Source organism: Streptomyces sp. NPDC001443 (genome assembly GCF_053597355.1).
In genome coordinates this window covers 98,201-121,193 of the sequence record NZ_JBSFIA010000001.1, presented here as the reverse complement: position 1 = coordinate 121,193, position 22,993 = coordinate 98,201, and the positions used below count along the sequence as shown (strand labels likewise).

The following is a 22,993-nucleotide window of genomic DNA, read 5'->3' as shown; positions in this document are numbered from 1 at the left end:
ACCAGTCCCTGCCGAGCCCATGCGGGCCGGACTCCTGCGCACGGAATCCATGCGCACCGCCCGTCTCGACCTCGTCCCGCTGCGCGTCGAGCACGCCGGGGACATGGCGGGTGTCCTGTCCGATCCGGCCCTGCACGCCTTCATCGGCGGCTCGCCCGCCACCGCGCAGGCCCTGCGGTCGCGCTACGCACGTCTCGTGGCCGGCTCCCCCGACCCGTCCGTCACCTGGTGCAACTGGGTGCTGCTGCGGCGCCGGGACCCGTGTCCGGTCGGCACCGTCCAGGCCACCGTGACCGGCGGGAGCCTCGCGGAGATCGCCTGGGTCGTCGGCACGCCCTGGCAGGGGCGCGGCTACGCCTCGGAGGCCGCGCGGGCCCTCGTGGCCGGACTGCGCGCACACTCCGTCCGTACGGTCGTCGCCCACATCCACCCGGACCACCGGGCCTCCGCCGCCGTCGCCGCGGCGGCCGGGCTCTCCCCCACCGACGAGGAGCAGGACGGCGAGATCCGCTGGCGGCTGTCCCTGGCGCCTGATCCCGACGCCGTCGGCCCGACGCGCGGCTGACCACGGCCGGCGGGCGGCCACCAGCCCCGGACGCGGTCCGGACGCGGTCCGGACGCGGTCCGAGCGCGGCCACCGGCCGCGGACGAGGGTGCGGACGGCGGTGCGGGTGGCGGTGCGGGTGGCGAGGAGCGGCGGGTGGGGTCCGCCCGGGTCACGAGGACGCGCGGGCCACCAGTTCCGTCGCCAGCACCACCTGGCGTCGCTCCAGGCCCCGGGAGGCCGAGGGACGGCGGTCGGCGATCTCGTTGAGCAGCAGGTCGATCATGGTGCGGCCCATCTCCTGGATGGGCTGGCGGACGCTGGTCAGCGGCGGGTCCATGTGGCGGGCGATGGCCGAGTCGTCGTAGCCGACGAGGGCGACGTCCTCCGGGATGCGCCGGCCCGCCTCGCGCAGCGCCTGGCGGGCACCGGCCGCCGTCACGTCCGAGGCGGCGAAGACCGCGTCCAGGTCGGGGCGCCGGGCGAGGAGCTTCGCCATCGCCCGGCTGCCGCCCTCCTCGGTGAAGTCGCCCGCCTCGATCAGGCCCTCGTCCGGCGCGTGGCCCGCGTCGCGCAGGGCCGCGCGGTAGCCGTCGATACGCCGCTGGGCGCCGTACACGTCGAGCCGGCCGGTGATGTGCGCGACGCGGCCTCGGCCCCGGGACAGCAGATGCTCCACGGCCGAGCGGGCGCCGCCGTAGTTGTCGGAGTCGACCGAGGTGAGCGTCTCAGCCGCCGAGCGCGGGCCGCTGATCACCGCCGGGATCTCCAGCTGGGCGAGCAGGTCGGGCAGCGGGTCGTCGGCGTGCACGGACACCAGCAGGACGCCGTCCACCCGGTGCGCGGCCAGGTACTCGGCGAGCCGCTGCCGCTCCCGGTCGTTGCCCGCGAAGATCAGCAGCAGTTGCATCTCGGTGTCCGACAGCTCGGCCCCGACACCGCGCAGCATGTCCGAGAAGTACGGCTCCGCGAAGAACCGGGTCTCCGGCTCGGGGACGACCAGCGCGATGGCATCGGTTCGGTTGGCGGCGAGGGCGCGGGCCGCGGTGTTCGGGACGTAGCCCAGTTCCGCGACGGCGGCCTCCACGGCCGCGCGGGTCGCGTCACTCACCCGGGGCGAGCCGTTGATCACCCGGGAGACCGTGCCGCGGCCGACACCGGCACGCGCGGCGACCTCTTCGAGGGTCGGCCGCCCGCCGCTCCGGTTCCGAGCTCCGTGGCCTGCCATGCGCTCCGCCCTCCCGTAGTCACCCCGTACCCCACCTCGGCCTGGAATCTAACAGTCCCGCCCGGGAGACGGCCGTGCCCTGCGGGCGCGGGGCCCCGCGGGGCACGTCCGCCGACCGGGCGGAAGCCCCGATCGGGACCTCCCCCGAACCGGACCTCCGCTTGAACCGGACCGAAGCGACCCCGAATCGGATCGAACCAGCCCTGAACCGGACCGAAGCGGCTCCGGGCCGATGCGGCACCGTCCCGGTTCCGGTTCCGGTATCAAACGGAACCTCTAACTCCAGTTAACAGCCCGATAACTGAACGCATCTTCCCGCGCCGACTCCCTTGACACCCCCGCGCGGACCCGCGACTCTTCAACTCATCACCTGTGGGAGCGCTCCCACAGTACCTGACACATACACATCCCGCACGTTCCCCGCCCGAGCCGCAGCGAGAACAACGGGCGCCACCAATGCAGTTGGCCGGGGGGTCGGCACGTCAGGCAACAGGAGGACGCTATGCGCACGAGTACCCGCCGGTCCCGCCGGATGATGGCCTTCACGGTCGTCGCCGCGCTGGCTACGGGGCTGCTGGCCGGTTGTTCCAGCGACTCGGACGACAGCTCGTCGAATTCGAACGGTGGCGGAGACGCCAAGGGCAAGACCACTCTGACGATAGGCACCTTCGGCGTCTTCGGCTACAAGCAGGCCGGCCTCTACGACGAGTACATGAAGCTCCACCCGAACATCTCCATCAAGGAGAACGTCACCACCCGTACCGACGTGTACTGGCCCAAGACCCTCACCCGCCTCCAGGCCGGCTCGGGCACGGACGACATCCAGGCCATCGAGGTCGGCAACATCACCGAGGCCGTCCAGACCCAGGCCGACAAGTTCGTCGACCTCGGCAAGGAGGTCGACAAGTCGCAGTGGCTGGACTGGAAGCTCTCCCAGGCCACCACCAAGGACGGCAAGACCATCGCGCTCGGCACCGACATCGGCCCGATGGCGATCTGCTACCGCAAGGACCTCTTCGAGAAGGCCGGTCTGGAGACCGACCGCACCAAGCTCGCCGCGCAGTGGAAGGGCGACTGGGCCAAGTACGTCGACCTCGGCAAGCAGTACATGAAGAAGGCGCCGAGCGGCACCAAGTTCGTGGACTCCGCCTCCTCGGTCTACAACGCGGCCCTCGGCGGCGAGAGCCAGCGGTACTACGACAAGGACGGCAACGTCATCTGGGACAAGTCCACGGGCGTGAAGAAGTCCTGGAACGCCGCCATGACCGTGGCGACCAGCGACATGTCGGCGAAGCTGAAGCAGTTCGACCCGACGTGGGACCAGGGCTTCGCCAAGGGCTCGTTCGCGACGGTGGCCTGCCCCGCCTGGATGATGGGCTACATCCAGGAGAAGTCCGGTGACGCCGGCAAGGGCAAGTGGGACGTGGCGGCCGCGCCGACCGCGGCCAACTGGGGCGGTTCGTTCATCGGTGTCCCGACGGCCGGCAAGCACCAGAAGGAGGCCATCGAGCTGGCCAAGTGGCTGACCGCGCCCGAGCAGCAGGCGAAGGTCTTCGCCAAGCAGGCGAGCTTCCCGTCGACCCCGTCGGCCTACTCGACCCTGACGCCGGCCGCCGCCACCACGGAGTACTTCTCCAACGCGCCGATCACGCAGATCTTCGGCGACTCGGCGAAGACCATCCCGGTCCAGTACTTCGGCACCAAGGACCAGCCGATCGGCACCGCGATCACCGACGTCGGCATCCTCCAGGTCGAGCAGAAGGGCAAGTCCCCGGCCCAGGGCTGGGACGCGGCAAAGGCTGAGATCAAGGACGTGCTCGGCCAGTGACCAGCTCCAAGCAGGCTCTCGCGCAGACCGCGACGAGCGCCGACGCCGCGCCCGGCTCACAGCCGGGCGCGGCCCGGGGCGCTCAGGGTCGGGGTACGCCGCCGCCGGGCCCGGATTCCTGGCGCAGCCGGCTGTACCGCTGGGACATGAAGGCGGCGCCGTACGCATTCATCTCCCCCTTCTTCATCATCTTCGGGGCCTTCGGCCTCTTCCCGCTGCTCTACACGGCCTGGTACTCGCTGCACAATGTGCAGCTCTCCGGCCTGGACCACCAGACCTGGGCAGGTCTGGACAACTACAAGAACCTGCTGTCCTCGGAGTTCTTCTGGAACGCCCTGGAGAACACCTTCAGCATCGGCGTGATTTCCACGGTGCCGCAGCTGCTGATGGCGCTCGGCCTCGCACACCTGCTCAACTACCGGCTGCGCGGCTCGACCGTGTGGCGGGTCGTGATGCTCACCCCGTACGCCACCTCGGTGGCGGCGGCGACGCTGGTCTTCACGCTGCTGTACTCGTGGGACGGCGGCATGGTCAACTGGCTGCTGCACTTCGTCGGGGTCCACCCGATCAACTGGCGCGAGTCGGACTGGGGTTCGCAGTTCGCCGTGTCCTCGATCGTGATCTGGCGGTGGACCGGCTACAACGCGCTGATCTACCTCGCGGCGATGCAGGCGATCCCCACGGACCTGTACGAGTCGGCCGCGCTCGACGGCGCCGGTCGCTGGCAGCAGTTCCGGCACGTGACGATCCCCATGCTGCGGCCGACGATCCTGTTCACGGTGGTCGTGTCCACGATCGGCGCGACGCAGCTGTTCGGCGAGCCGCTCCTGTTCGGCGGGGTCAGCGGCTCGAAGGGCGGCTCCGCGCACCAGTACCAGACGCTCGGCCTGTACATGTACGACCAGGGCTGGGGCATCGGCAACCTCGGCAAGGCGTCAGCGATCGCGTGGACGATGTTCCTGATCCTGCTGATCGTCGCCGCGATCAACATGCTGATCACCCGACGGCTGAGGAAATCCCAATGACCACGACTGAACTCACTGTCTCCACGGCGGAGTCGAAGGGAACCAAGGCCGACCGGGAGCCCGGACGCCGCCGGGTGCTCGGCGCGGGCAAGCAGCTGCACGCGGGTCCGGTCACCTACATCGTCCTGACCGTCTTCGCGCTGGTCTCGCTCGCTCCGCTGGTGTGGACGGCCATCGCGGCCTCGCGCAACAACGCGCGGCTGGCGCAGACACCGCCGCCGCTGTGGTTCGGCGCGAACCTGTTCAAGAACCTCGAGTCCGCGTGGGACCAGGCCGGACTCGGCACCGCGATGATCAACTCGACGATCGTGGCCGGGACCATCACCATCGGCACGGTCGTGTTCTCCACGCTCGCCGGGTTCGCCTTCGCCAAGCTGAAGTTCAAGTTCTCCGGACTCCTGCTGCTGCTGACCGTCGGCACGATGATGATCCCGCCGCAGCTCGCCGTCGTACCGCTGTATCTGTGGATGAGCGACCTGGGCTGGTCCAACCAGCTCCAGACGGTCATCCTGCCCACCCTGGTGAGCGCCTTCGGCACGTTCTTCATGCGGCAGTACCTGGTGCAGGCCCTGCCCTCCGAACTGATCGAGGCGGCCCGGGTCGACGGCGCGAACAGTCTGCGCGTGGTGTGGCACGTCGTCTTCCCGGCGGCCCGCCCGGCGATGGCCGTGCTCGGCCTGCTGACCTTCGTGATGGCCTGGAACGACTTCCTGTGGCCGATCATCGCCCTGAACCAGCAGGAGCCGACGGTCCAGGTCGCCCTCAACTCTCTGGGCACCGGTTACATCCCCGACCAGGCCGTCATCATGGCGGGCGCGCTGCTCGGCACGCTGCCGCTGCTGATCGCCTTCCTGCTGTTCGGCAAGCAGATCGTGGGCGGCATCATGCAGGGCGCGATCAAGGGCTGACGTCCCTGCCGTCCAGGGGGGCCGGGCCACCGCCGCCCCGGCCCCCGCGGCCCGCCCCTCACTCCCCTCTTTCCTTCCGTCGGTCACCCCGACTTCCCTTGGGAGCGCTTCCATGCCTGAACCCATTACGCCCGTGGCCTTTCCCCCCAACTTCCTGTGGGGCGCCGCGACCTCCGCCTACCAGATCGAGGGGGCGGTGCGCGAGGGCGGCCGCACCCCCTCGATCTGGGACACCTTCAGCCATACGCCGGGCAAGACGGCCGGCGGCGACCACGGTGACATCGCTGTCGACCACTACCACCGCTTCCACGAGGACGTGGAGCTCATGGCCGGTCTGGGGCTGGGCGCGTACCGGTTCTCGATCTCCTGGTCGCGGGTGCAGCCCACCGGCCGGGGTCCGGCGGTCCAGGTCGGCCTGGACTTCTATCGCCGTCTCGTCGACGACCTGCTCGCCCACGGCATCAAGCCGGCCGTCACCCTCTACCACTGGGACCTTCCGCAGGAGCTGGAGGACGCCGGCGGCTGGCCGGAGCGCGACACGGCGCTGCGTTTCGCCGAGTACGCGCAGATCGTCGGGGAGGCGCTCGGCGACCGCGTGGAGCAGTGGATCACCCTCAACGAGCCGTGGTGCAGCGCCTTCCTGGGCTACGGCTCCGGTGTGCACGCCCCCGGCCGTACGGACCCGGAGGCGTCGCTGCGCGCCGCCCACCACCTCAACCTCGCGCACGGCCTCGGCGCGAAGGCGCTGCGTTCGGTGATGCCCGCCCGCAACACGGTCGGGCTCAGCCTCAACTCCTCGGTGGTCAGGCCCCTCACCCAGGACCCGGCGGACCTGGCCGCGGCCCGCAAGATCGACGACCTCGCCAACGGTGTCTTCCACGGCCCGATCCTGCACGGCGCGTACCCGCAGACCCTGCTGGCGGCGACGTCGTCGGTCACGGACTGGTCGTACGTCCTCGACGGCGACCTGCGGACGATCAACCAGCCGCTGGACACGCTGGGCCTGAACTACTACACCCCCACGCTGGTGTCGGCCGCCCGACCGGACCGGCAGGGCGCGCGGGCGGACGGTCACGGGGCCAGCGAGCACTCGCCCTGGCCGGCCGCCGACGACGTCGACTTCCACCAGACCCCGGGCGAGCGCACGGAGATGGGCTGGACGATCGACCCGACCGGCCTGCACGAGCTGATCATGCGGTACAACCGGGAGGCCCCGGGCCTGCCCCTGTACATCACGGAGAACGGCGCGGCCTACGACGACAAGCCGGACCCGGACGGCCGGGTCCACGACCCCGAGCGCGTCGCCTACCTGCACGGCCACCTCTCGGCGGTCCGCCGGGCCATCTCCGACGGCGCCGACGTGCGCGGCTACTACCTGTGGTCCCTGTTGGACAACTTCGAGTGGGCGTACGGCTACGAGAAGCGCTTCGGCGCGGTGTACGTGGACTACGCGACGCTGGAGCGTACGCCGAAGTCGAGCGCCCTCTGGTACGGGGAGGCGGCCCGTACGGGCGCGCTGCCGGAGGTCGAGAGCGCCTGAGCCCGGACCTGCGGAGGTCCCCGTCCCGGGGGAGGGGACGTCCGCCGGTCCGGAACACACACGCGCGCCCCGGCCGGATGGGGGGTGGGAACCGGCCGGGGCGCGCGACCCCGTTTCCTGGATGTGGCTCGGATCAGCTGCGGCTCGGATCAGGTGTGGCCCTGATCAGATGTGGCCCTGATCAGTTGAAGGCGGCGAACGCCTTCGAGAACGCGGAGTCGCTCTGGGCGATCGAGCTGCACGTGGCGTCCGCGACGTTCTTCGCGCCGCCCGCGCACTGCTTGTCACGGGTGGCGGACCACATCGACAGCCCGCCCAGGCCCTTGGACCTGGCGAAGGCGACGAGCTGGGCGGCGTCGTCGACCTTGAAGATCTCGCTGGCGACGTCGTTGACGCCGATCATCGGGGTCACGGCGACCGCCTTCCAGGCAGCGCTGTCGGAGAGGCTCAGCACGCTCTTGATCTGGGCCTGGGTGGCGGTGGCGGCCTGCTCGGCGTACGTGCCCATGTCGCCGCTGTACGCCGGTCCGTAGTCCATCGCCATGATGTTGACGGTGTTGATGGAGACGCCGTTCTGCTTCGCGTTGGCGAGCAGGTTCACGCCGTCCTGGGTGAGGCCCTCCGGCATGACGGGGAGCGTGAAGGAGACGTCCAGGCCCGGGTGCTGCTTCTGGAGCTTGGCGATCGCCTGGGCGCGCTTGGTGTTCGCGGCCGTGTTGGGCAGCGCGCCGCCCTCGACGTCGAAGTCGACCTTGGTGAGCTTGAAGGTGTCCACGGCCTTGCCGTACGCCGCCGCCAGCGCGTCCGCCGAGGAGCAGGTGGTGGCCAGTTCGGAGCCGGACGCGCCGCCGAAGGAGACCCGGACGTCACCGCCCTTGGCGCGCAGCGCGCCGATCTGCGAGGCGACACCGTCGTTCGCCAGGTCCGACACACCGCCGAACTTCGGGGTGCAGCCGCCGCCGTCGGTGACGAAGGCGAGGTTGTAGTTCTTGACTCCGGTCGCCGCGACGTTCGCCAGCAGGTCGTAGGCCGGGTAGAGCGAGGTGTCGACGTACGGCGCGAAGCCCGCCGTCGTGCCGGTGCCCGTGCCGGTGCTCTGCGAGGGGGACGCCGTGGGGGTCTGGGTGGCGGTCTGCGTGGGCGTCGGCGTGGCCGTCCTGGTGGGGGCGGCGGTCGCGGTCGGGGTCGCGGTGGGGGTCGCCGTCTCGGTCGGACGGCCGGTCGGCTGCGGCGTCGCGCCGGTGTCGACGGAGCAGCTCGCGCCGTCGATCAGACAGCCGGTCGGATCGCCGCTGCCGTTGGCCACGAAGCCGACGGTGGCCGACTCGCCCGCGGCCAGTCCGTCCGTGTCCCACTTCGGCGGCTTGACGGTGACGTGCTGGCCGCTGACGGTCGACTCGCCGTCCCACAGGGAGCCGATCTTCGTGCCCGCGGGGAGGTCGAACTCCAGGGTCCAGTCCTTCTCCCGCGCCCCGCTGTTGTTCGTCACGACGTACTGCGCGGTGTAACCCGTCGACCAGGAGCTGGTCTTGGTGTACGCGGCGCCGACACTGGCCGCGTTCGCGACGCCGGCGAGGATGACGGCGCCGCCACCGATCACGGCCGCGGCGACCGCTCCGCCGATCGCCTTGTTCCTGCCACTGATTCTGCGCCGGTGCGTGCTCATCGCGTGCCTGCCTTCACTCACTGCTCACGGGGGGCGTCCCAGACCTGGGTCGTGGCAGCACGCTAGCGATCCGGAATCGGGCAAACCGCTTTATCCGGGGGGCCGTTGGAGATCTTAGGGTGCGCTTAAGGAAGGCATCGGAGACGGTTAAAGGTAGGGACGGTGAGACGGGTTCAGCGCACCTTCTGTCCCCGCCTGCGCCGCCGGACCCGTCCGCGGTGCCCGCCGCGTTCGGGCTCGCGCCCGTCGAGCTGGATCCAGATCCGCACCTCGGTGCCGCCGAGCACGGAGGAGCCGATCCGCACGTCGCCGCCCGTCGACTCCGCGAGCCGCCGCACGATGTCCAGGCCGAGCCCGGTCGAGCCGTCGTTGCCCGATCCCCGCCCGCGGGCCATCGCCGCCTCGGGGTCCGGGATGCCCGGCCCCGCGTCCGAGACCAGCACGATCACCGCGTCCTCGCCGTTGTGCACGTCGACCGCGAAGGCCGTGCCCTCGGGGGTGTGGCGGAAGATGTTGCCGAGCAGCGCGTCCAGCGCCGCCGCCAGGTCCGCGCGGGCCACGGGTATGCGCACCGGGTGGTCGGCCACGGCCACCCGTACCTTGCGGCCCTCGTCCTCCGCCAGCGCCGACCAGAACTTCATCCGCTCGCGCACCACCTCGCCCGCGTCGCACCCCGCGCCGAGGCCCGCCGCCACGGTCTGCGGCTTGGCCTCGCGGGCCGTGCGGATGATGGTGTCGACCTCGCGCTCCAACTGCGCGACGGCCGCCCGGGTCTGCTCGGCGGCCGGTCCCTCGCCGAGCGAGGCCGCGTTGAGCCGCAGCACGGTCAGCGGGGTGCGCAGCCGGTGGGACAGGTCGGCGGCCAGCTCCCGCTCGTTGGCGAGCAGTTGGACGACCTGGTCGGCCATGGAGTTGAACGCGACGGCGGCCAGCCGCAGTTCGGTCGGCCCCTCCTCCGGCACCCGGGCGCCGAGCCGGCCCTCGCCGAGTTCGTGCGCGCCGTCGGCGAGCCGCTCGGCCGGCTGCACCATCCTGACGCCCAGCCGGTCGGCGACCGCGACCGAGCCGACGACCAGGGCGGCGCCGACCCCGGCGAGCACCGCCCAGGCCGTGCCGACGCCGTTGCTGACCTCGAACTCGGGGACGTACACCTCGACCACGGCCATCGCGCCGGAGCTCAGCGCGACCGGCTGGAGCAGGATCGAACCGCCGCGCACCTCTGTGGTGGAGACCCGGCCCAGCTTCCGCACCATCGCGATGTCCCCCTCGGCGGCGCGCTGCCGGCCGAGTTCGACGGCCGCCTGGCCGTCGACCGCGGGTATGTGCACGGCCATCCCGGCGTCGGAGCCCGCGGAGGCGATGACGCGCTCCAGCTCGTCGCGGTCGGTGGTGATGGACAGCGCCGGGACGATCGCCGCGGCCTCCCGCTCCGCGTTGGAGAAGGCACGGTCGCGGGCCATCTCCTTGATGACCAGCCCCAGCGGCACGGCGAAGGCGATCACGACCATCGTGGTGACCGCCAGGCACACCCTGACCAGCGCCCACCTCATCGGGCCGGCTCCACGGGCGGCTCCAGCTTGACGCCGACGCCCCGCAGCGTGTGCAGATAGCGGGGCCGCGCCGCCGTCTCGCCCAGCTTCCGCCGCAGCCAGGAGAGATGGACGTCTATGGTCTGGTCGTCGCCGTACGACTGCTGCCAGACCTCGGCGAGCAGTTCCCTGCGGGGTACGACGACTCCCGGCCGGCCGGCCAGGAAGGCGAGCAGGTCGAACTCCCGGCGCGTCAGATCCAGCCGGGTGCCGTCCAGTTCGGCCTGGCGGCGCAGCGGGTCGACGGTCAGGCCCCCGACCCGGATGACGGTGGAGGGCGGGGTGTCCGCGGCGACGGCGCGGGACCGGCGCAGCACGGCGGCCATCCGCGCCGAGAGGTGCTCGACCGAGAACGGCTTGGTGAGGTAGTCGTCCGCCCCGGCGTTCAACAGCCGTACGATCTCCGTCTCGTCGTCCCTGGCCGTGGCGATGATCACAGGGACGTCGGTGATGCCGCGCAGCATCTTCAAGGCCTCCGACCCGTCGAGATCGGGCAGGCCGAGGTCCAGGATGACCACGTCGAAACGGAAATGAGCGACCTCGCGCAGCGCCTCCAGCGCGGTGCCGACGCTGCGCACCACATGGGCCGCGTCTGTGAGATGCCGGATGAGCGCCGAGCGGACGAACTGGTCGTCCTCGACCACGAGCACACTTGCCATGCGCCGCACCGTACGCCATTCGGACGACAACGATCGGCGCCTGTGGATAACTTCGACCAGGTGCGGCCGGTGGGACGGGTGAGGCAGTATGGCCCGCGATGCGCAGAGGACTTGTACACGTACTGGCCTGGCTGCTCGCCACGGGCGCGGCGGTCACGCTGTCATGGTGGGGCGTCCACACGGTGATGACGGGCACGGCCTACGACCCGCCGCGCGCCCTGCCCATCGCCGCGGTCGACCCGACCATGCAGCGGTCGAGGCCGCTGGCCTCGTCGACCCACCGGGTGACCCCTTCGAAGAGCCCGTCGGCCAAGCCGACCGGATCGGCCGCACCGGCCGGTCCGACGGCCACGCCGTCGCCCTCGAAGTCGGCGCCCGCGACGACGGAGCCGACCTCCGGAGCGTCCGCCACCGCCTCGGCCACGGCCGACAGCCGGATCAAGAGCTACGACACCAAGGGCGGCCGCTCGGTCTTCGACATCGCCGACACGTACGCGACGCTGGTGTCGGCGACCCCGGCCTCCGGTTGGTCGATGCAGGTGTTCAAGACGGAGACCTGGATCCGGGTGGAGTTCAGCGCGGGCACGGACCGGGTGTCGGTGTTCTGCACCTGGCACGACGGACCGCCCCAGGTGCAGGTCGTCACGTACTGAGCCGGACGGGTCCGCCCCCGGGCCTCGGGCCGGTCCTCGGGCCGGTGGGCGCTAGCGGAAGACCGACGGCGGTGGGGCGGGGGACGCGACCGCCGCCGCGTCCGTCACCGCCAGGGCGCCGCCGGCGAAGTCGGTGAGCGCGCGGCCGTGTTCGACCCGGCCCGGGTGGGGGTCCGAGGCCGCCCGCCGGGTCAGTTCCGCGATGGGCAGCGGGAGGCTGGAGGCGACCAGCACCGCGTTGCCGAACCGCTTGCCGCGCAGCACCGTCGGATCGGCGACCAGGGCGAGTTCGCCGAAGCGGGCGGCGGCCGTGGCGATCTGGCCGCGCAGATGCGCCAGCGGCGGCCCGTCGGCCAGGTTGGCGGCGTAGAGCCCGCCGGGCTTGAGCGCCCTGCGGACCTCGTCGAGGAACTCGGTCGAGGTCAGGTGGGCGGGGGTGCGGGCGCCGCTGAACACATCGGCGATGACGAGGTCGGCCCAGCCGTCCGGCACCTTGGCGAGCCCTTCCCGGGCGTCCGCCGAGCGCACCCGTATGCGCGTGTTGGCCGCCAACGGAAGCTCGCGGCGCACCAGTTGCACCAGGGCCGCGTCCCGCTCGACGACCTGCTGGGTGGAGCGGGGGCGGGTGGCGGCGACGTACCGGGCCAGCGTGAGGGCGCCGCCGCCGAGGTGCACGACGTGCACGGGCCGGGCGGGCGGGGCGGCCAGGTCGATGACGTGGCCGAGGCGGCGCTGGTACTCGAAGGAGAGGTACCCGGGGTCGTCCAGGTCGACGTGCGACTGCGGGGCGCCGTCGATCAGCAGGGTCCAGGCACGCGCCCGGTCCCGGTCGCGTATCAGCTCGGCGAGCCCGCCGTCGACGGGCTCGACGACGGCGTCGTCGGCGTCCGGCCGCCGCCGGAGGTTCCTGGACTTTCCCATGGGGCCATTCTCGCAAGCGCCCGGCCCCCGTGCCGCCCGGCGACGACCACCGGCCCACCCGACGGCACCGGACGGCCCGCCGCGGCGGTACCGGGCGGCCCGCTCGCCGACGCCGGGCGGCCTGCTCGCCGACGCCGGGCGGCCTGCCGCGGCGGCCGACAGCCCGCGCTCCACGGCCCCTGGCGGCCCGCTCGCCGAGGGCTCCGCCCGCTCGACGGCTGTCCCGCTCGACGGCCTTCCCGCTCGACGGCGGCTGTGCTCGCTGGACAGCTGTCCCGCTCGACGACGCCCGCGCCTGCCAGGCCGCCCGGCGGGCTCGGCAGCCCGCTCGCCAGGGCTGCCGCGTTCAACGACTGCGCCCGCTCGCCGGCGACCGTCCCGCTCGATGACCGTCCCGCTCGACGGCGCCCGTGCCTGCCCGATGGCTGTGCCGCCCGATGGTGGCTGTGCCCGCTCGACGGCCGTCCCGCTCAGCGGCCGTCGCGGCGGCTGTCCCGCCGCCCGGCGGTGGCCGTGTCCGCCCGGCGGTGGCCGTGTCCGCCCGGCGGTGGCCGTGTCCGCTCAGCGGCGGCTGTCGGCCGCCTCGATGAGTCGGGCCGCCTCGCCCAGGGCCCGGCGCAGCACCGCCGGATCGGTCGCGAGGTCCGCCTCGCCCGGCGGCAGCAGCCAGTCCGAACCCTCGACCGGCGGCTCGGGGTCGGGCCGCAGCCCCCGCCCGTCGGTCTGCGTGCAGACGCTGCCGGGGACGTCCCACCCGGCCGCGGTGCCGGACGGCACGAGGAAGCCGAGCGTGTCGCACCTGTCGTCGTGCAGTACGGGCCCCATCGCGTCCACGTCCGCCCGGCGCAGGATGTCGACCGCCTCCAGGCCCTGACGGGCAGGGACCGTGACGAGGTCGCACCCGTCGGCCTCCTCGGGCGGCCCGCCGCACTCCGGGGGCGGAAAGCGCTCCGCGACCACCGCCGTCGCCGAAGTCACCGCCGTCACCGAAGTCACCGAAGTCACCGCCGTCGCTCCGGTCATCGCCGTCACCGCGGTCGCCGCGACCGCCGGCGCCATCGGCGTAACCGTCGTACAAGGACCGACGCTTTGGCTCGTCCCCATCCCGGCCTCCACCACAGAACCTTCTTGCAGTTCGGGCGGTTCAACGCGTCACGGCGTCAAGGGCTACGGCGAAATTCAGCCGCAAAGGATGGCAGTTCATGGCGGATCGGGGATGAGATATCCGGTTTGTAGCTAAACACTGTGTGGCGGGCCGACCACAACAGGTACCTTCTTGCCCGCCGGAAACAGGGTGGCACACGGACAACTCATCCCCAATCCGGCATGGTTCGACGGTTCGCACGAGAGGACCCGGCCATGGCGTCGTCAATGGTGACCTCGTCCCAGCCCAACCGGCCCGCACGGCCCAATCTCGCCTTCCGGCGGATACGCGGACACCGTTCACCGGGCGAGTTCGCCGCGCTGGTGCGGCGGGCCGCTCGCGAGATCGGCGAGCAGGTCAGCTGTGACGCCCGCTACATCGGCCGGGTGGAGGCGGGCGAGATCCGCTGCCCCAACTACGCGTACGAACGGGTGTTCCTGCACATGTTCCCCGGCCGCACGCTCACCGACCTCGGCTTCGCGCCCCGCTCGACCGTCCGCGGACGGTCGGCGCGGGCGGACGGGGAGGCGCCCCCGGCTCACACCATGAGCCCGGCGCACACCATCGGTGAGACGCACGAGGCGTACGAGCCGTATGAAACGCAGGACCCGCAGGACCCGTACGAAACGCACCACGACCACGAGGAGAGCGACGTGCTGCGTCGCGCATTCATGACCCGCGGGGGCGCCACCATGGCGGCCGCCTCGCTGGCTCCCCTGGGGCTCCCGCACGACGCAGTGGCGGCGAACCGGCCGCCCCGGCGTCCCGGAGTCCGCGAGGCGAGCGCCCTGGAGGAGGCCGTCCGCCGCATCCGGCTGCTCGACGACCGGCACGGCGCCGACGGCCTCTACCGGCGCGCGGCGGCCCCGCTGCGCACCGCGTACGCGCTGCTGGACGCCGGCGCGACCCGGCAGGCGACCGTCGACCGGCTCCACTCGGGCGCCGGTGAACTGGCCATCTCCGTGGGCTGGCTGGCCCACGACTCGGGCAGATACGACGACGCCCGCTCGCACTACGCGGAGGCGCTCGCCACCGCCCGGGTGACCGACGATCCGGCGCTGGAGGCGCACGCCTTCTGCAACACGGCCTTCCTCGCCCGCGACTCGGGCCGTCCCCGGGAGGCGGTGCGGGCCGCCCAGGCGGCGCAGCGGGTGGCCCGCCCGCTGGGCTCGGCGCGGCTGATGTCACTGCTCGCGCTGCGCGAGGCGGGGGGCTGGGCGGGCCTGGCCGACCGCACCGGCTGCGAGCAGGCCCTGGTCCGGGCCCAGGCCCTCTACGAGCGGGGTTCCTGCGACGCCGACCCCGAATGGATGAGTTTCTACGGGGAGGCGGAGCTGGAGGGCCTCGAGGCCCAGTGCTGGTCCACGCTGGGCGACTGGGAGCGGGCGGCACGGCACGCCCGGCAGGCGGCCCGGCTCCAGGACCCGCACTTCACCCGGAACATCGCCCTGTACACGGCCGAGCTCGCCGACGACCTCGCCCGCGGCGGCCGCCCCGACGAGGCGGCGACGGCCGGGATGCGGGTGCTCGACCTGCTGGACGAGGTCCAGTCCTCGCGCATCCAGACGATGCTGGCGGGAACCGCGCGGGTGCTGCTGCCGCACCGGCGGGCCTCGGGGGTCTCGGCCTTCCTGGAACGCCACGCCGGCCGCCCCCGCACGCCGTGAGCGCCGCGCACGCGGCGAGCGCCACGCATGCGTGAGCACCGCGCACGCGTGAGCGCCGCGCGGGGCGGTCAGGCGGCCGCCAGGTGCCCCAGGTCGTTCCAGCTCTCGATCGCGGGTTCCCCGTACGCCCATCCGAGCGCGGACAGCGACGTCGGGTTCAGCCGGATCCGCGCCGCGAACGCGATCGGCAGCCCCAGCCAGCGGGCGCCGATCGACCGCAGGATGTGTCCGTGGGCGAAGACCAGCACGTCCCGGTCCTCCTCCCGCGCCCAGGAGACCACCTCGTCCGCCCGCGCGGTCACCTCCGCCAGGCTCTCGCCCTGCGGGACACCGTCGCGCCAGATCAGCCAGCCCGGCCGCACGGCCTGGATCTCGGCCGGGGTCATGCCCTCGTAGGCGCCGTAGTCCCACTCCATGAGCGTGTCCCAGGTACGCGCGCGGTCGCCGAAGCCGGCGAGTTCGCAGGTCTCACGCGCGCGTACGAGGGGACTGGTGCGCACCTCGACACCGGGCAGTCCGTCGAACGGCGCCCCGCGCAGCCGCTCGCCCAGCAGTTCGGCACCGCGTCGGCCCTCGTCGAGGAGGGGGATGTCGGTCCTGCCTGTGTGCTTGCCGGACAACGACCACTGCGTCTGTCCGTGCCGGGCCAGCAGGATGCGCGGTGCCATGAGGGACCTTCCGGGAAGTCTTCGTTCCGATCTCCTCCATCATCGCTCACCACCGGCGGGGGCATCGCTCACCACCGGCGGGGGCAACCCGGGGGGCGGCCGCTGCGTCTTTGAGAGCCGGGGGCCCGGGACCAGGCGCGTGTGCACGCCGTAAAGTGTCACGGCCGCGCCACCGGGCGCATCAGGGACCACGGAGGGGAAGGGCGAATCGGATGCCGCAGACGGAGGCACCTCGCATCGAGGCGGCCCCTCGGACCCGGCTGCGCTGGTGGACCGAGCTGCCGCTGATCCTGCTGGTGTACGGCTGTTACTCCGCGGGCCGGCTCCTGGCCAGGGGCGACATATCCGGCGCCGTCGACCACGGCACGACGATCCTGCGCATCGAGAAGTTCCTGCGCATCAACGCCGAGCACCCGCTCAACCGGCTGTTCACCCGTGAGGCGTGGCTCGGCGTGCCGGCCGACTTCTGGTACGCGTCACTGCACTACCTGGTCACGCCCGCGCTCCTGGTCTGGCTGTTCCGCTCCCGCACCGAGCTCTACCGGGCGGCCCGCACCTGGCTGATGACCTCGACCTTCATAGGTCTCATCGGGTTCACCCTGCTGCCCACCTGCCCGCCCCGGCTGCTGTCGCCGGAGTACGGCTTCGTGGACACGATGGCCCAGTACAGCTCGTACGGCTGGTGGGGCGGCGAGGCGAGCGCGCCGCGCGGTATGGGCGGCATGACCAACCAGTACGCCGCGATGCCGAGTCTGCACGTGGGCTGGGCGCTGTGGTGCGGGGTCATGCTCTGGCGCCACGGCGGCACCCGTACGGCGAAGGCGGCCGGGATCGTCTACCCGCTGTTCACCACGATCGTGGTGATGGGCACCGCCAACCACTACTTCCTCGACGCGGTCGCGGGCGCGGCCGTGATGGGCGTCGGACTGCTGCTGACGCCGCTGGTGACGCGGATCGCGGACCGGATCCGGACGGCCCTGGCGACCCGGTGGGGGACGCGGGTCCCGGCCGCCCCGGCGGCCTCTGCGGGCGCAGGCACCCCGATTGTCAGTGCCGGATGCCAGACTTCCCCGGGTGAGCGATTTCCACGGCAGCGAGACGCGCGGCTCGGGTCCGGAGCCGAGCCCGGTGCCTCCCCCACGGACGCCGGCGAGGGCACTCCGGCAGCGGCTCGCTGAGCTGCGCGGACCGGACGTAGCGGCCAAGGCGCTGGACGCGCGCGCCCTCGCGGCGCTCGCCGCCAACCCCGGATGCAGACGGCGCGCGCTCCTCGACGGCGCCGGTGTGGACAAGACGGCGCTGGCGGGCGCGCTCGGCTCGCCGTCGGTCTTCGGCCAGTCGCAGTTCGCCTTCACTCGTGGCAACGCCTTCGAGGCCCGGGTCAAGGCGGACGGCGGCGCGGAACTGCTGCGGCTGGTGCACGAACGGCTGGACCGGACCGCCCCGCCGCCGGAGCCGGGCCGGGTCGACGCCCCCGACCTGGCCGCCGTCGGCCCCGAGGGCCGCACCACGCGGACGGAGCTGGCGCTGCGCGAGGCCACCGCGGCGCCCGGCGTCTGGACGCTGCTGGACCATCCGATGCTCGCGCTCGACGTGGCGGGCTCGCCGGCCTTCCTCGAGCCGGACGCGGTGGTGGTGCACCCGGACGGCAGTTGGACGGTCGTGGAGATCAAGTCCTTCCCGATGCTGGACGGTTCGGCGGACCCGGCGAAGGTCGGCGCGGCCGCGCGGCAGGCCGCGGTGTACGTGCTGGCGCTGGAGGCGGTGGCCGCCCGGCTGGAGTCGGTCCCGCGGGTGCGCGACCGGATCCTGCTGGTGTGCCCCAAGGACTTCTCCAACCTGCCCACCGCCTCGGCCGTCGACGTGCGCAAACAGCGCGCGGTCACCAGTCGGCAGCTGGCCCGGCTCACCCGCCTCCAGGACATCGCCGACGCCGTCCCCGAGGGCGCCTGCTTCTCCCCCGGGCTGCCCGCCGAGGAGCTCACGGCCGCCGTCGAGTCGGTGCCCGCGGCGTACGCCCCCGAGTGCCTGGCCGCCTGTGAGCTGGCCTTCCACTGCCGTGACCGCTCCCGCACGGACGGCGCGGTGACCTCGCTGGGCCGTTCGGTACGGGCCGACCTGGGCGGCCTGGCCACGGTCGAGGACGTCCTCGCGGCGGCCCGCGGCGAGGCCGGCGACCCGGCCGACCCGGCGGTGGCGGCACTGCGCCGGGCGCACCGGCTGCGTGCCGAGGCGCTCGGCGCGGCATCCGGTCGGATCTTCGGCCAGGTATCCGGTCAGGCATTCGGCCGGGAGGCGGCGCCTTGTCCCTGATCTCCACTCTCGCCCGGCTGGAGGCCGTCGCCACCGGGCGTGCCCAGCCCGTCGCGACCGTGCGGCACCGTCATCTGTCCGAACGGCCGCTGGTCCTCGTGCCGCTCGTCACCGCGGGCGAGGCCGGTGCCCCGCTCGGCGCGCTGGTCGGTACCGACCGGGACGCGCCGACCCTGCTCGTCGTGCCGCAGCCGCGCGACCGCGACCTGCGGTTCGCGTTCCTGGCCGAGCTGGCCGACGTGGTCCTTCCCTACGTCGACGGGTACGCGGCCGAGGTCGAGGCCGCCGAGCGCAACGAGACCGACCCGGCGACCGGCAAGCGGGTCAAGGTCGAGGTCGAGCTGTGCGCGGACGCGCCCCAGCTGATCGTGCCGAGCCGGGCAGGCCTGGACTTCGTACGGCTGCTGGGCCGTTCCATGCGCTTTCGCCGCACCGCCGAACAGGATCCGGAGACCCCGCATCCGGCGCCGCCGCGGGTGCCGCTGCTGGGGCGCTGGCTGACCCACTTCGGGGAGCGCTCCCGAGTGCCCGGCTCCGCGCTGCTGCTGGCCCTGACCGAGGTGCTGGGCCGGCACTGGGCGACCGGCCAGTCCAGTCTGGAGGACCAGCACCTGGGCGCGCTGCTGGCCTGGATCGACCCGCCGGAGGGCGTCCAGGGCGCCGAGGCCGCGCTGCGCGCCGAGCTCGGCCGCGACGCGGACGGGCAGCTGCTGTGCCCGCCAGCGGGCCCGGCGACCGACCCGGCGTTCGACAACAAACTGCTGGCGCCCGCGATCGAGCGCTACGACCGCGCGCGTACCGCCCTCGCCACCGCCGAGGACGGTCTGGAGGCGGACGACCGGCTCGGTGAGGTGACCGCCGCCGAGCAGGCGATCCGCGCCCTGGTCGCCGACGCCACCCGGCCCACCTGGGACAAGGTGTGGGACGGCCTGGAGCTGCTGCGCGCGCTGCCGGACGGGGCGCACGTCGAGGAGCGGTGGACGCGCGACCGCTGGTCGTTCACCGCCCATCGCGACCGGGTGCTGGCCGGCGAGCCGCCGCAGCCGCGCCGCGACGACGCGGTCACCGCGGCCGGCAAGCTCGCCGCCCGCGAGCGCGAACAGGCCCGGCTGGAGGCCCAGGAGGCACTGGACGACCCGCTGGTGATGGCGGGCCGGCGGCTGGCCGGGGAGGCGTTCGCGGGCGAGGTCACGGATGTGGTCATGGCGTACGGCGAGGGCAAGCGGCCCAGCCCGCGCCCGCTGGTCACCGTGTGCACCGACGACCTGCCGTACCTGGGCGAACGGGTCAAGGTCCACCGTTCGCTGGGCGGGAAGCCGCAGACGGCCGAGTTCGTCGGGTACGAGGGCGAGGGGTTGCTCGTGCTGCGGATCCTCGACCGGATGGGCCGCGGCAAGGAGCCCGAGGCCGGGTCCCTGCCGGAGAAGGGCGACCTGATCTGCTTCACCCTGTTCGAGCACGACCAGCGCGGCGGCGCGAAGCTGCCCGACCCGGAGCACACGCCGTGGACGCACGGCGGGCCACCCGGTGAGGCGGCCGCCCTGCCGGAGGCCGCCGACCCCGTCACCGAGGAGGACGTCCTGTGATCACCGAGGCCGCCTTCGACCCCGGTGCCGCGGCCGCGCGGGCCACCGAGGCGATCCTGCGCGACACCGTGCGGGGCACCCATCGCGGGGTCGTCGTCGACTCCCCGCCGGGCGCCGGCAAGTCCACGCTCGTCGTCCGTGCCGCGCTGGAACTCGCCGAGGCGGGCCGGCCCCTGATGGTCGTCGCGCAGACCAACGCCCAGGTCGACGACCTGGTCCTGCGGCTCGCCGAGAAGAGCCCCGACCTGCCGGTCGGCCGACTGCACAGCAGCGACGCCGACCCGTACGACAAGGCGCTGGACGCCCAGCCGCAGGTCCGCAAGTCGGCGAAGGCGGCGGACCTCGCCGGGCTGCCGGTGGTCGTCTCCACCGCGGCCAAGTGGGCCCACGTCAAGGTCGACGAACCGTGGCGGCACGCGATCGTCGACGAGGCCTACCAGATGCGCTCGGACGCGCTGCTCGCCGTGGCCGGACTGTTCGAGCGGGCCCTGTTCGTGGGCGACCCGGGGCAGCTCGACCCGTTCGCGCTCGTCGGCAGCGAGCAGTGGGCGGGGCTGTCGTACGACCCCTCGGCCTCCGCGGTGACGACCCTGCTGGCCCACAACCCCGAGCTGCCTCAGCACCGGCTGCCGGTGTCCTGGCGGCTGCCGGCCTCGGCGGCGCCCCTGGTCTCGGACGCCTTCTACCCGTTCACCCCGTTCCGCAGCGGCACGGACCACGGCGACCGACGGCTCTCCTTCGCCGTCCCGTCGGACGGCTCGGGCCCGGACCGGGTGATCGACGAGGCCGCGCTGTCGGGCTGGGGCCTGCTCGAACTGCCCGCGCGGCACACCCCGCGCACCGATCCGGAGGCGGTGCGCGCGGTGGCCACGGTGGTCCGGCGGCTGCTGGACCGGGGCGGCGCGGCGGCCTCGGAGCGCTCCGCCGCGGCCGCTCCCCTCACCGCCGACCGGATCGCCGTGGGTACGGCGCACCGGGACCAGGCGGCGGCGGTACGGGCCGCGCTCGCCGAGCTGGGGGTCGCGGACGTCACCGTGGACACGGCGAACCGGCTGCAGGGCCGGGAGTTCGACGTGACGGTGGTGCTCCACCCGCTCTCCGGCCGCCCCGACGCCACCGCCTTCCACCTGGAGACGGGCCGGCTGTGCGTCCTCGCCTCCCGCCACCGCCACGCCTGCATCGTGGTGTGCCGGGCCGGTGTGAGCGACCTCCTGGACGACTACCCGTCCACGGAACCGGTCCAGCTGGGCACCCTGGTGAAGTTCCCGGACGGCTGGGAGGCCAACCATGCGGTCCTGGCCCGCCTGGCCGAACACCGGGTGTCCTGGCGCCCCTGACCACCCCCGACGGACGGGACCCGGCAAGCATCCGGCGCCGGGGCCACCCGCCAAACAGCCCCGGCAGACGATCACCGCGACGCCGCTCCGCCCGCCGGACGGAGTCCGGCACGCCGCCGCAGGCGGCCGACGAGCACAGCCCGGACGGCTGGGAGGCCAACCACGCGGTCCTGGCCCGCCTGGCCGAACACCGGGTGTCCTGGCGACCGTGAACGCCCCGGCCGGCGGGCTCCCGGGCCCACGGGCGTCCCGTGGGCCCGAGTCCCGGGCGCGGCAGAGGTCGCGGGAACAACGCGGGGTCCGAGGGGCTTGAGAGTGCGGGGCGCGGTGTCTTCGGGCGGTTCGCCCGTCCCGGCATGCCCTTGCGCCCCCGGGAGAGAATGGAGGGTGGACCACCCACAGGGCGGTGCCACCCGCAACCGTACGAGGAGGAGAAGACATGGCGGAGCCCACGCCGCGTCGCAACGAACCGCGGCTACGCCCCGCGCCCCTGCTCTTCGAGCCCGCGGAGGTGGCGGCCGACCCGGAGCACTTCTTCGACCTGGAGTCGATCGACGATCCGGCGGCGCTGCTGGCCCGGGCGACCGAGCTGACGCTGGCGTTCCGTGCGGCCACCGACCGGGCGGTGGAGTTCCAGGCCCTCGCCGCCGCTCAGCTGGCAGATCCCCGCCGGTTCGACCGGCTCACGGCGGCGGACATCGCCCAGCGGGCCGAGTGGACCGAGGACTACGCGAAGAAGATGGTCGAGTTCGGCCGGGACCTGATGCGCGGCGGCGTCGAGGGTCAGGAGCACGTCGACCCGGTCTGACGAGTGGCCGTACCCGCGGGCACCCCCACGGCATATGCCAGGCAGGCAAGATACCCGCCCCCAGCCCCTCTTGTCCCGGTTTCCCGCAACCCTCGGCAGCCGGTCGCTCACAGCGGGTAGATGTGGGCGACATGAGCAGCACACAGGAAGAGCCGCCGTCGGGCCGCGACCGCTGCGACGTCTCGGGGGTCACCGCGGACGGCGCCGACTGGCTGGCCTCCGCCGGGACGTATCCGCGCAGCACGCTCACGTTCTGGCGCGAGCGGCCCCAGGCCCCGGTCGTGCTGCCGTGCGGGGCGGTCTTCGACATCGTCAGCGCTCCCGCGATCTTCGGGCGCCGGATGCTGGACCGGCTCTGGGACGAGGGGCCGGGCTCCGGGCCGGTGGCCGTGTTCCGCGGGCGGATGCTGCTGTTCGCCGCGCCCGGCACGGCCCAGCGGCTGCCCTCCCTGCTGGAGTGGGAGGAGTGGGGGGCCCACGGCCGCCGGGACGGCCGTACGCGGGCCGTTCCGCCGCTGCTGTGCCACGGCGGCGGTGACGCGGTGACCGTACCGCCCCTCACCCCCGCGACGCCCGGCCCGGCCGCCGCCGACACGGCCGCCGGGGTGAGCCGGGCCGCCACCCGCTGGCTGGTCGCTCCGGACACCCGGCACCCCTGGCTTCCGGGCCCCGAGATCCTGTTCTGGGCGGCGGTGCGGGCGGCTCGCGCGGCCGTACGGATTTCGATTTTTCCTCCCGCCGACCAGGATGCTAATGTCTACGACGTCAGCAGGCGCCGCTAGCTCAGTTGGTTAGAGCAGCTGACTCTTAATCAGCGGGTCCGGGGTTCGAGTCCCTGGCGGCGCACGTGATGAAGGTGATGGGGTCCGTGGTTTCCACGGACCCCGTCGTCGTATCCGGCCGCGAGAT

The 22,993-nt window shown here is 73.1% G+C and carries 20 protein-coding genes and 1 tRNA gene; 14 read left to right on the top strand and 7 right to left on the bottom strand.

Annotated elements, in window-relative coordinates; all coding sequences use genetic code 11:
* Nucleotides 1–49: 49 nt before the first annotated feature.
* Complete coding sequence (locus ACWC24_RS00575) at nucleotides 50–565, top strand: GNAT family N-acetyltransferase (protein ID WP_450660632.1); 516 nt, start codon at nucleotides 50–52, stop codon at nucleotides 563–565.
* Between the two features lie 151 nt (nucleotides 566–716).
* On the opposite strand, the gene ACWC24_RS00570 is transcribed toward ACWC24_RS00575, so the two are convergent.
* Nucleotides 717–1,772, bottom strand: coding sequence for a LacI family DNA-binding transcriptional regulator (locus tag ACWC24_RS00570; RefSeq protein ID WP_450660631.1), 1,056 nt, complete (start codon nucleotides 1,770–1,772; stop codon nucleotides 717–719).
* Nucleotides 1,773–2,274: 502 nt separating this feature from the next.
* Between ACWC24_RS00570 and ACWC24_RS00565 the strand changes: the two genes are divergently transcribed.
* The 4 genes from ACWC24_RS00565 (at nucleotide 2,275) to ACWC24_RS00550 (ending at nucleotide 7,073) form a co-directional block, all read left to right on the top strand.
* Nucleotides 2,275–3,600 (top strand): ABC transporter substrate-binding protein, encoded by a 1,326-nt coding sequence (locus ACWC24_RS00565; protein WP_450660630.1) that lies wholly within the window; start codon nucleotides 2,275–2,277, stop codon nucleotides 3,598–3,600.
* Nucleotides 3,597–4,625, top strand: coding sequence for a carbohydrate ABC transporter permease (locus ACWC24_RS00560; protein ID WP_450660629.1), 1,029 nt, complete (start codon nucleotides 3,597–3,599; stop codon nucleotides 4,623–4,625). The genes ACWC24_RS00565 and ACWC24_RS00560 overlap by 4 nt, the downstream gene beginning before the upstream one ends.
* On the top strand, nucleotides 4,622–5,533 hold the full coding sequence (locus ACWC24_RS00555) for a carbohydrate ABC transporter permease (RefSeq protein ID WP_450660628.1): 912 nt from the start codon (nucleotides 4,622–4,624) through the stop codon (nucleotides 5,531–5,533). Before ACWC24_RS00560 ends, ACWC24_RS00555 begins: the two co-directional genes overlap by 4 nt.
* A 112-nt stretch (nucleotides 5,534–5,645) precedes the next feature.
* Entirely contained in the window at nucleotides 5,646–7,073 is a 1,428-nt protein-coding gene (locus tag ACWC24_RS00550; RefSeq protein WP_450660627.1) for a GH1 family beta-glucosidase, read from the top strand.
* A 181-nt stretch (nucleotides 7,074–7,254) separates the two neighbouring features.
* On the opposite strand, the gene ACWC24_RS00545 is transcribed toward ACWC24_RS00550, so the two are convergent.
* The 3 genes from ACWC24_RS00545 to ACWC24_RS00535 form a co-directional block, all read right to left on the bottom strand.
* A complete protein-coding gene (locus ACWC24_RS00545) occupies nucleotides 7,255–8,739 on the bottom strand; it encodes a glycoside hydrolase family 18 protein (protein WP_450660626.1) in 1,485 nt (494 codons plus the stop codon).
* A 173-nt stretch (nucleotides 8,740–8,912) separates the two neighbouring features.
* Nucleotides 8,913–10,289: a sensor histidine kinase gene (locus ACWC24_RS00540; RefSeq protein WP_450660625.1), complete on the bottom strand. Its 1,377-nt coding sequence runs from the start codon at nucleotides 10,287–10,289 to the stop codon at nucleotides 8,913–8,915.
* Nucleotides 10,286–10,987, bottom strand: a complete 702-nt coding sequence (locus ACWC24_RS00535) for a response regulator transcription factor (protein WP_450660624.1) — start codon at nucleotides 10,985–10,987, stop codon at nucleotides 10,286–10,288. Before ACWC24_RS00535 ends, ACWC24_RS00540 begins: the two co-directional genes overlap by 4 nt.
* 98 nt (nucleotides 10,988–11,085) lie before the next feature.
* On the opposite strand from ACWC24_RS00535, the gene ACWC24_RS00530 reads away from it, so the two are divergent.
* Nucleotides 11,086–11,640, top strand: coding sequence for a hypothetical protein (locus ACWC24_RS00530; protein WP_450660623.1), 555 nt, complete (start codon nucleotides 11,086–11,088; stop codon nucleotides 11,638–11,640).
* Between the two features lie 51 nt (nucleotides 11,641–11,691).
* Here ACWC24_RS00530 and ACWC24_RS00525 read toward each other — a convergent pair whose 3' ends face one another.
* Both ACWC24_RS00525 and ACWC24_RS00520 read right to left on the bottom strand, forming a co-directional pair.
* A complete protein-coding gene (locus ACWC24_RS00525) occupies nucleotides 11,692–12,561 on the bottom strand; it encodes a spermidine synthase (RefSeq protein ID WP_450660622.1) in 870 nt (289 codons plus the stop codon).
* Between the two features lie 561 nt (nucleotides 12,562–13,122).
* A complete protein-coding gene (locus ACWC24_RS00520) occupies nucleotides 13,123–13,620 on the bottom strand; it encodes a hypothetical protein (RefSeq protein ID WP_450660621.1) in 498 nt (165 codons plus the stop codon).
* A gap of 300 nt (nucleotides 13,621–13,920) precedes the next feature.
* Here ACWC24_RS00520 and ACWC24_RS00515 point away from each other — a divergent pair, with 300 nt between their 5' ends.
* Nucleotides 13,921–15,372 (top strand): hypothetical protein, encoded by a 1,452-nt coding sequence (locus tag ACWC24_RS00515; RefSeq protein WP_450660620.1) that lies wholly within the window; start codon nucleotides 13,921–13,923, stop codon nucleotides 15,370–15,372.
* Nucleotides 15,373–15,440: 68 nt separating this feature from the next.
* Here ACWC24_RS00515 and ACWC24_RS00510 read toward each other — a convergent pair whose 3' ends face one another.
* Nucleotides 15,441–16,040 carry a histidine phosphatase family protein gene (locus ACWC24_RS00510; protein WP_450660619.1) on the bottom strand — a complete coding sequence of 200 codons (600 nt, stop codon included), beginning with the start codon at nucleotides 16,038–16,040 and terminating at the stop codon, nucleotides 15,441–15,443.
* Nucleotides 16,041–16,252: 212 nt separating this feature from the next.
* On the opposite strand from ACWC24_RS00510, the gene ACWC24_RS00505 reads away from it, so the two are divergent.
* From ACWC24_RS00505 to ACWC24_RS00475, 7 genes are all read left to right on the top strand, one after another.
* Nucleotides 16,253–17,218, top strand: coding sequence for a phosphatase PAP2 family protein (locus ACWC24_RS00505; RefSeq protein ID WP_450660618.1), 966 nt, complete (start codon nucleotides 16,253–16,255; stop codon nucleotides 17,216–17,218).
* A complete protein-coding gene (locus ACWC24_RS00500; protein WP_450661019.1) occupies nucleotides 17,169–18,353 on the top strand; it encodes a hypothetical protein in 1,185 nt (394 codons plus the stop codon). Before ACWC24_RS00505 ends, ACWC24_RS00500 begins: the two co-directional genes overlap by 50 nt.
* Complete coding sequence (locus ACWC24_RS00495) at nucleotides 18,344–19,939, top strand: hypothetical protein (protein ID WP_450660617.1); 1,596 nt, start codon at nucleotides 18,344–18,346, stop codon at nucleotides 19,937–19,939. The genes ACWC24_RS00500 and ACWC24_RS00495 overlap by 10 nt, the downstream gene beginning before the upstream one ends.
* A complete protein-coding gene (locus ACWC24_RS00490) occupies nucleotides 19,939–21,276 on the top strand; it encodes an AAA domain-containing protein (protein ID WP_450661018.1) in 1,338 nt (445 codons plus the stop codon). The genes ACWC24_RS00495 and ACWC24_RS00490 overlap by 1 nt, the downstream gene beginning before the upstream one ends.
* Nucleotides 21,277–21,715: 439 nt before the next feature.
* A complete protein-coding gene (locus ACWC24_RS00485; RefSeq protein WP_450660616.1) occupies nucleotides 21,716–22,084 on the top strand; it encodes a hypothetical protein in 369 nt (122 codons plus the stop codon).
* Nucleotides 22,085–22,215: 131 nt separating this feature from the next.
* Entirely contained in the window at nucleotides 22,216–22,866 is a 651-nt protein-coding gene (locus ACWC24_RS00480) for a bifunctional DNA primase/polymerase (protein WP_450660615.1), read from the top strand.
* Nucleotides 22,857–22,930 (top strand) — tRNA-Lys (locus tag ACWC24_RS00475). Before ACWC24_RS00480 ends, ACWC24_RS00475 begins: the two co-directional genes overlap by 10 nt.
* Nucleotides 22,931–22,993 lie beyond the last annotated feature (63 nt).

Bases quoted from the DNA above. Each gene is read 5' to 3' on its own strand.
- ACWC24_RS00575 (WP_450660632.1), top strand. From the start codon at position 50: ATGCGCACCGCCCGTCTCGACCTCGTCCCGCTGCGCGTCGAGCACGCC.
- ACWC24_RS00570 (WP_450660631.1), bottom strand. From the start codon at position 1,772: ATGGCAGGCCACGGAGCTCGGAACCGGAGCGGCGGGCGGCCGACCCTC.
- ACWC24_RS00565 (WP_450660630.1), top strand. From the start codon at position 2,275: ATGCGCACGAGTACCCGCCGGTCCCGCCGGATGATGGCCTTCACGGTC.
- ACWC24_RS00555 (WP_450660628.1), top strand. From the start codon at position 4,622: ATGACCACGACTGAACTCACTGTCTCCACGGCGGAGTCGAAGGGAACC.
- ACWC24_RS00550 (WP_450660627.1), top strand. From the start codon at position 5,646: ATGCCTGAACCCATTACGCCCGTGGCCTTTCCCCCCAACTTCCTGTGG.
- ACWC24_RS00545 (WP_450660626.1), bottom strand. From the start codon at position 8,739: ATGAGCACGCACCGGCGCAGAATCAGTGGCAGGAACAAGGCGATCGGC.
- ACWC24_RS00540 (WP_450660625.1), bottom strand. From the start codon at position 10,289: ATGAGGTGGGCGCTGGTCAGGGTGTGCCTGGCGGTCACCACGATGGTC.
- ACWC24_RS00535 (WP_450660624.1), bottom strand. From the start codon at position 10,987: ATGGCAAGTGTGCTCGTGGTCGAGGACGACCAGTTCGTCCGCTCGGCG.
- ACWC24_RS00530 (WP_450660623.1), top strand. From the start codon at position 11,086: ATGCGCAGAGGACTTGTACACGTACTGGCCTGGCTGCTCGCCACGGGC.
- ACWC24_RS00525 (WP_450660622.1), bottom strand. From the start codon at position 12,561: ATGGGAAAGTCCAGGAACCTCCGGCGGCGGCCGGACGCCGACGACGCC.
- ACWC24_RS00520 (WP_450660621.1), bottom strand. From the start codon at position 13,620: ATGGCGCCGGCGGTCGCGGCGACCGCGGTGACGGCGATGACCGGAGCG.
- ACWC24_RS00515 (WP_450660620.1), top strand. From the start codon at position 13,921: ATGGCGTCGTCAATGGTGACCTCGTCCCAGCCCAACCGGCCCGCACGG.
- ACWC24_RS00510 (WP_450660619.1), bottom strand. From the start codon at position 16,040: ATGGCACCGCGCATCCTGCTGGCCCGGCACGGACAGACGCAGTGGTCG.
- ACWC24_RS00505 (WP_450660618.1), top strand. From the start codon at position 16,253: ATGCCGCAGACGGAGGCACCTCGCATCGAGGCGGCCCCTCGGACCCGG.
- ACWC24_RS00485 (WP_450660616.1), top strand. From the start codon at position 21,716: ATGGCGGAGCCCACGCCGCGTCGCAACGAACCGCGGCTACGCCCCGCG.
- ACWC24_RS00480 (WP_450660615.1), top strand. From the start codon at position 22,216: ATGAGCAGCACACAGGAAGAGCCGCCGTCGGGCCGCGACCGCTGCGAC.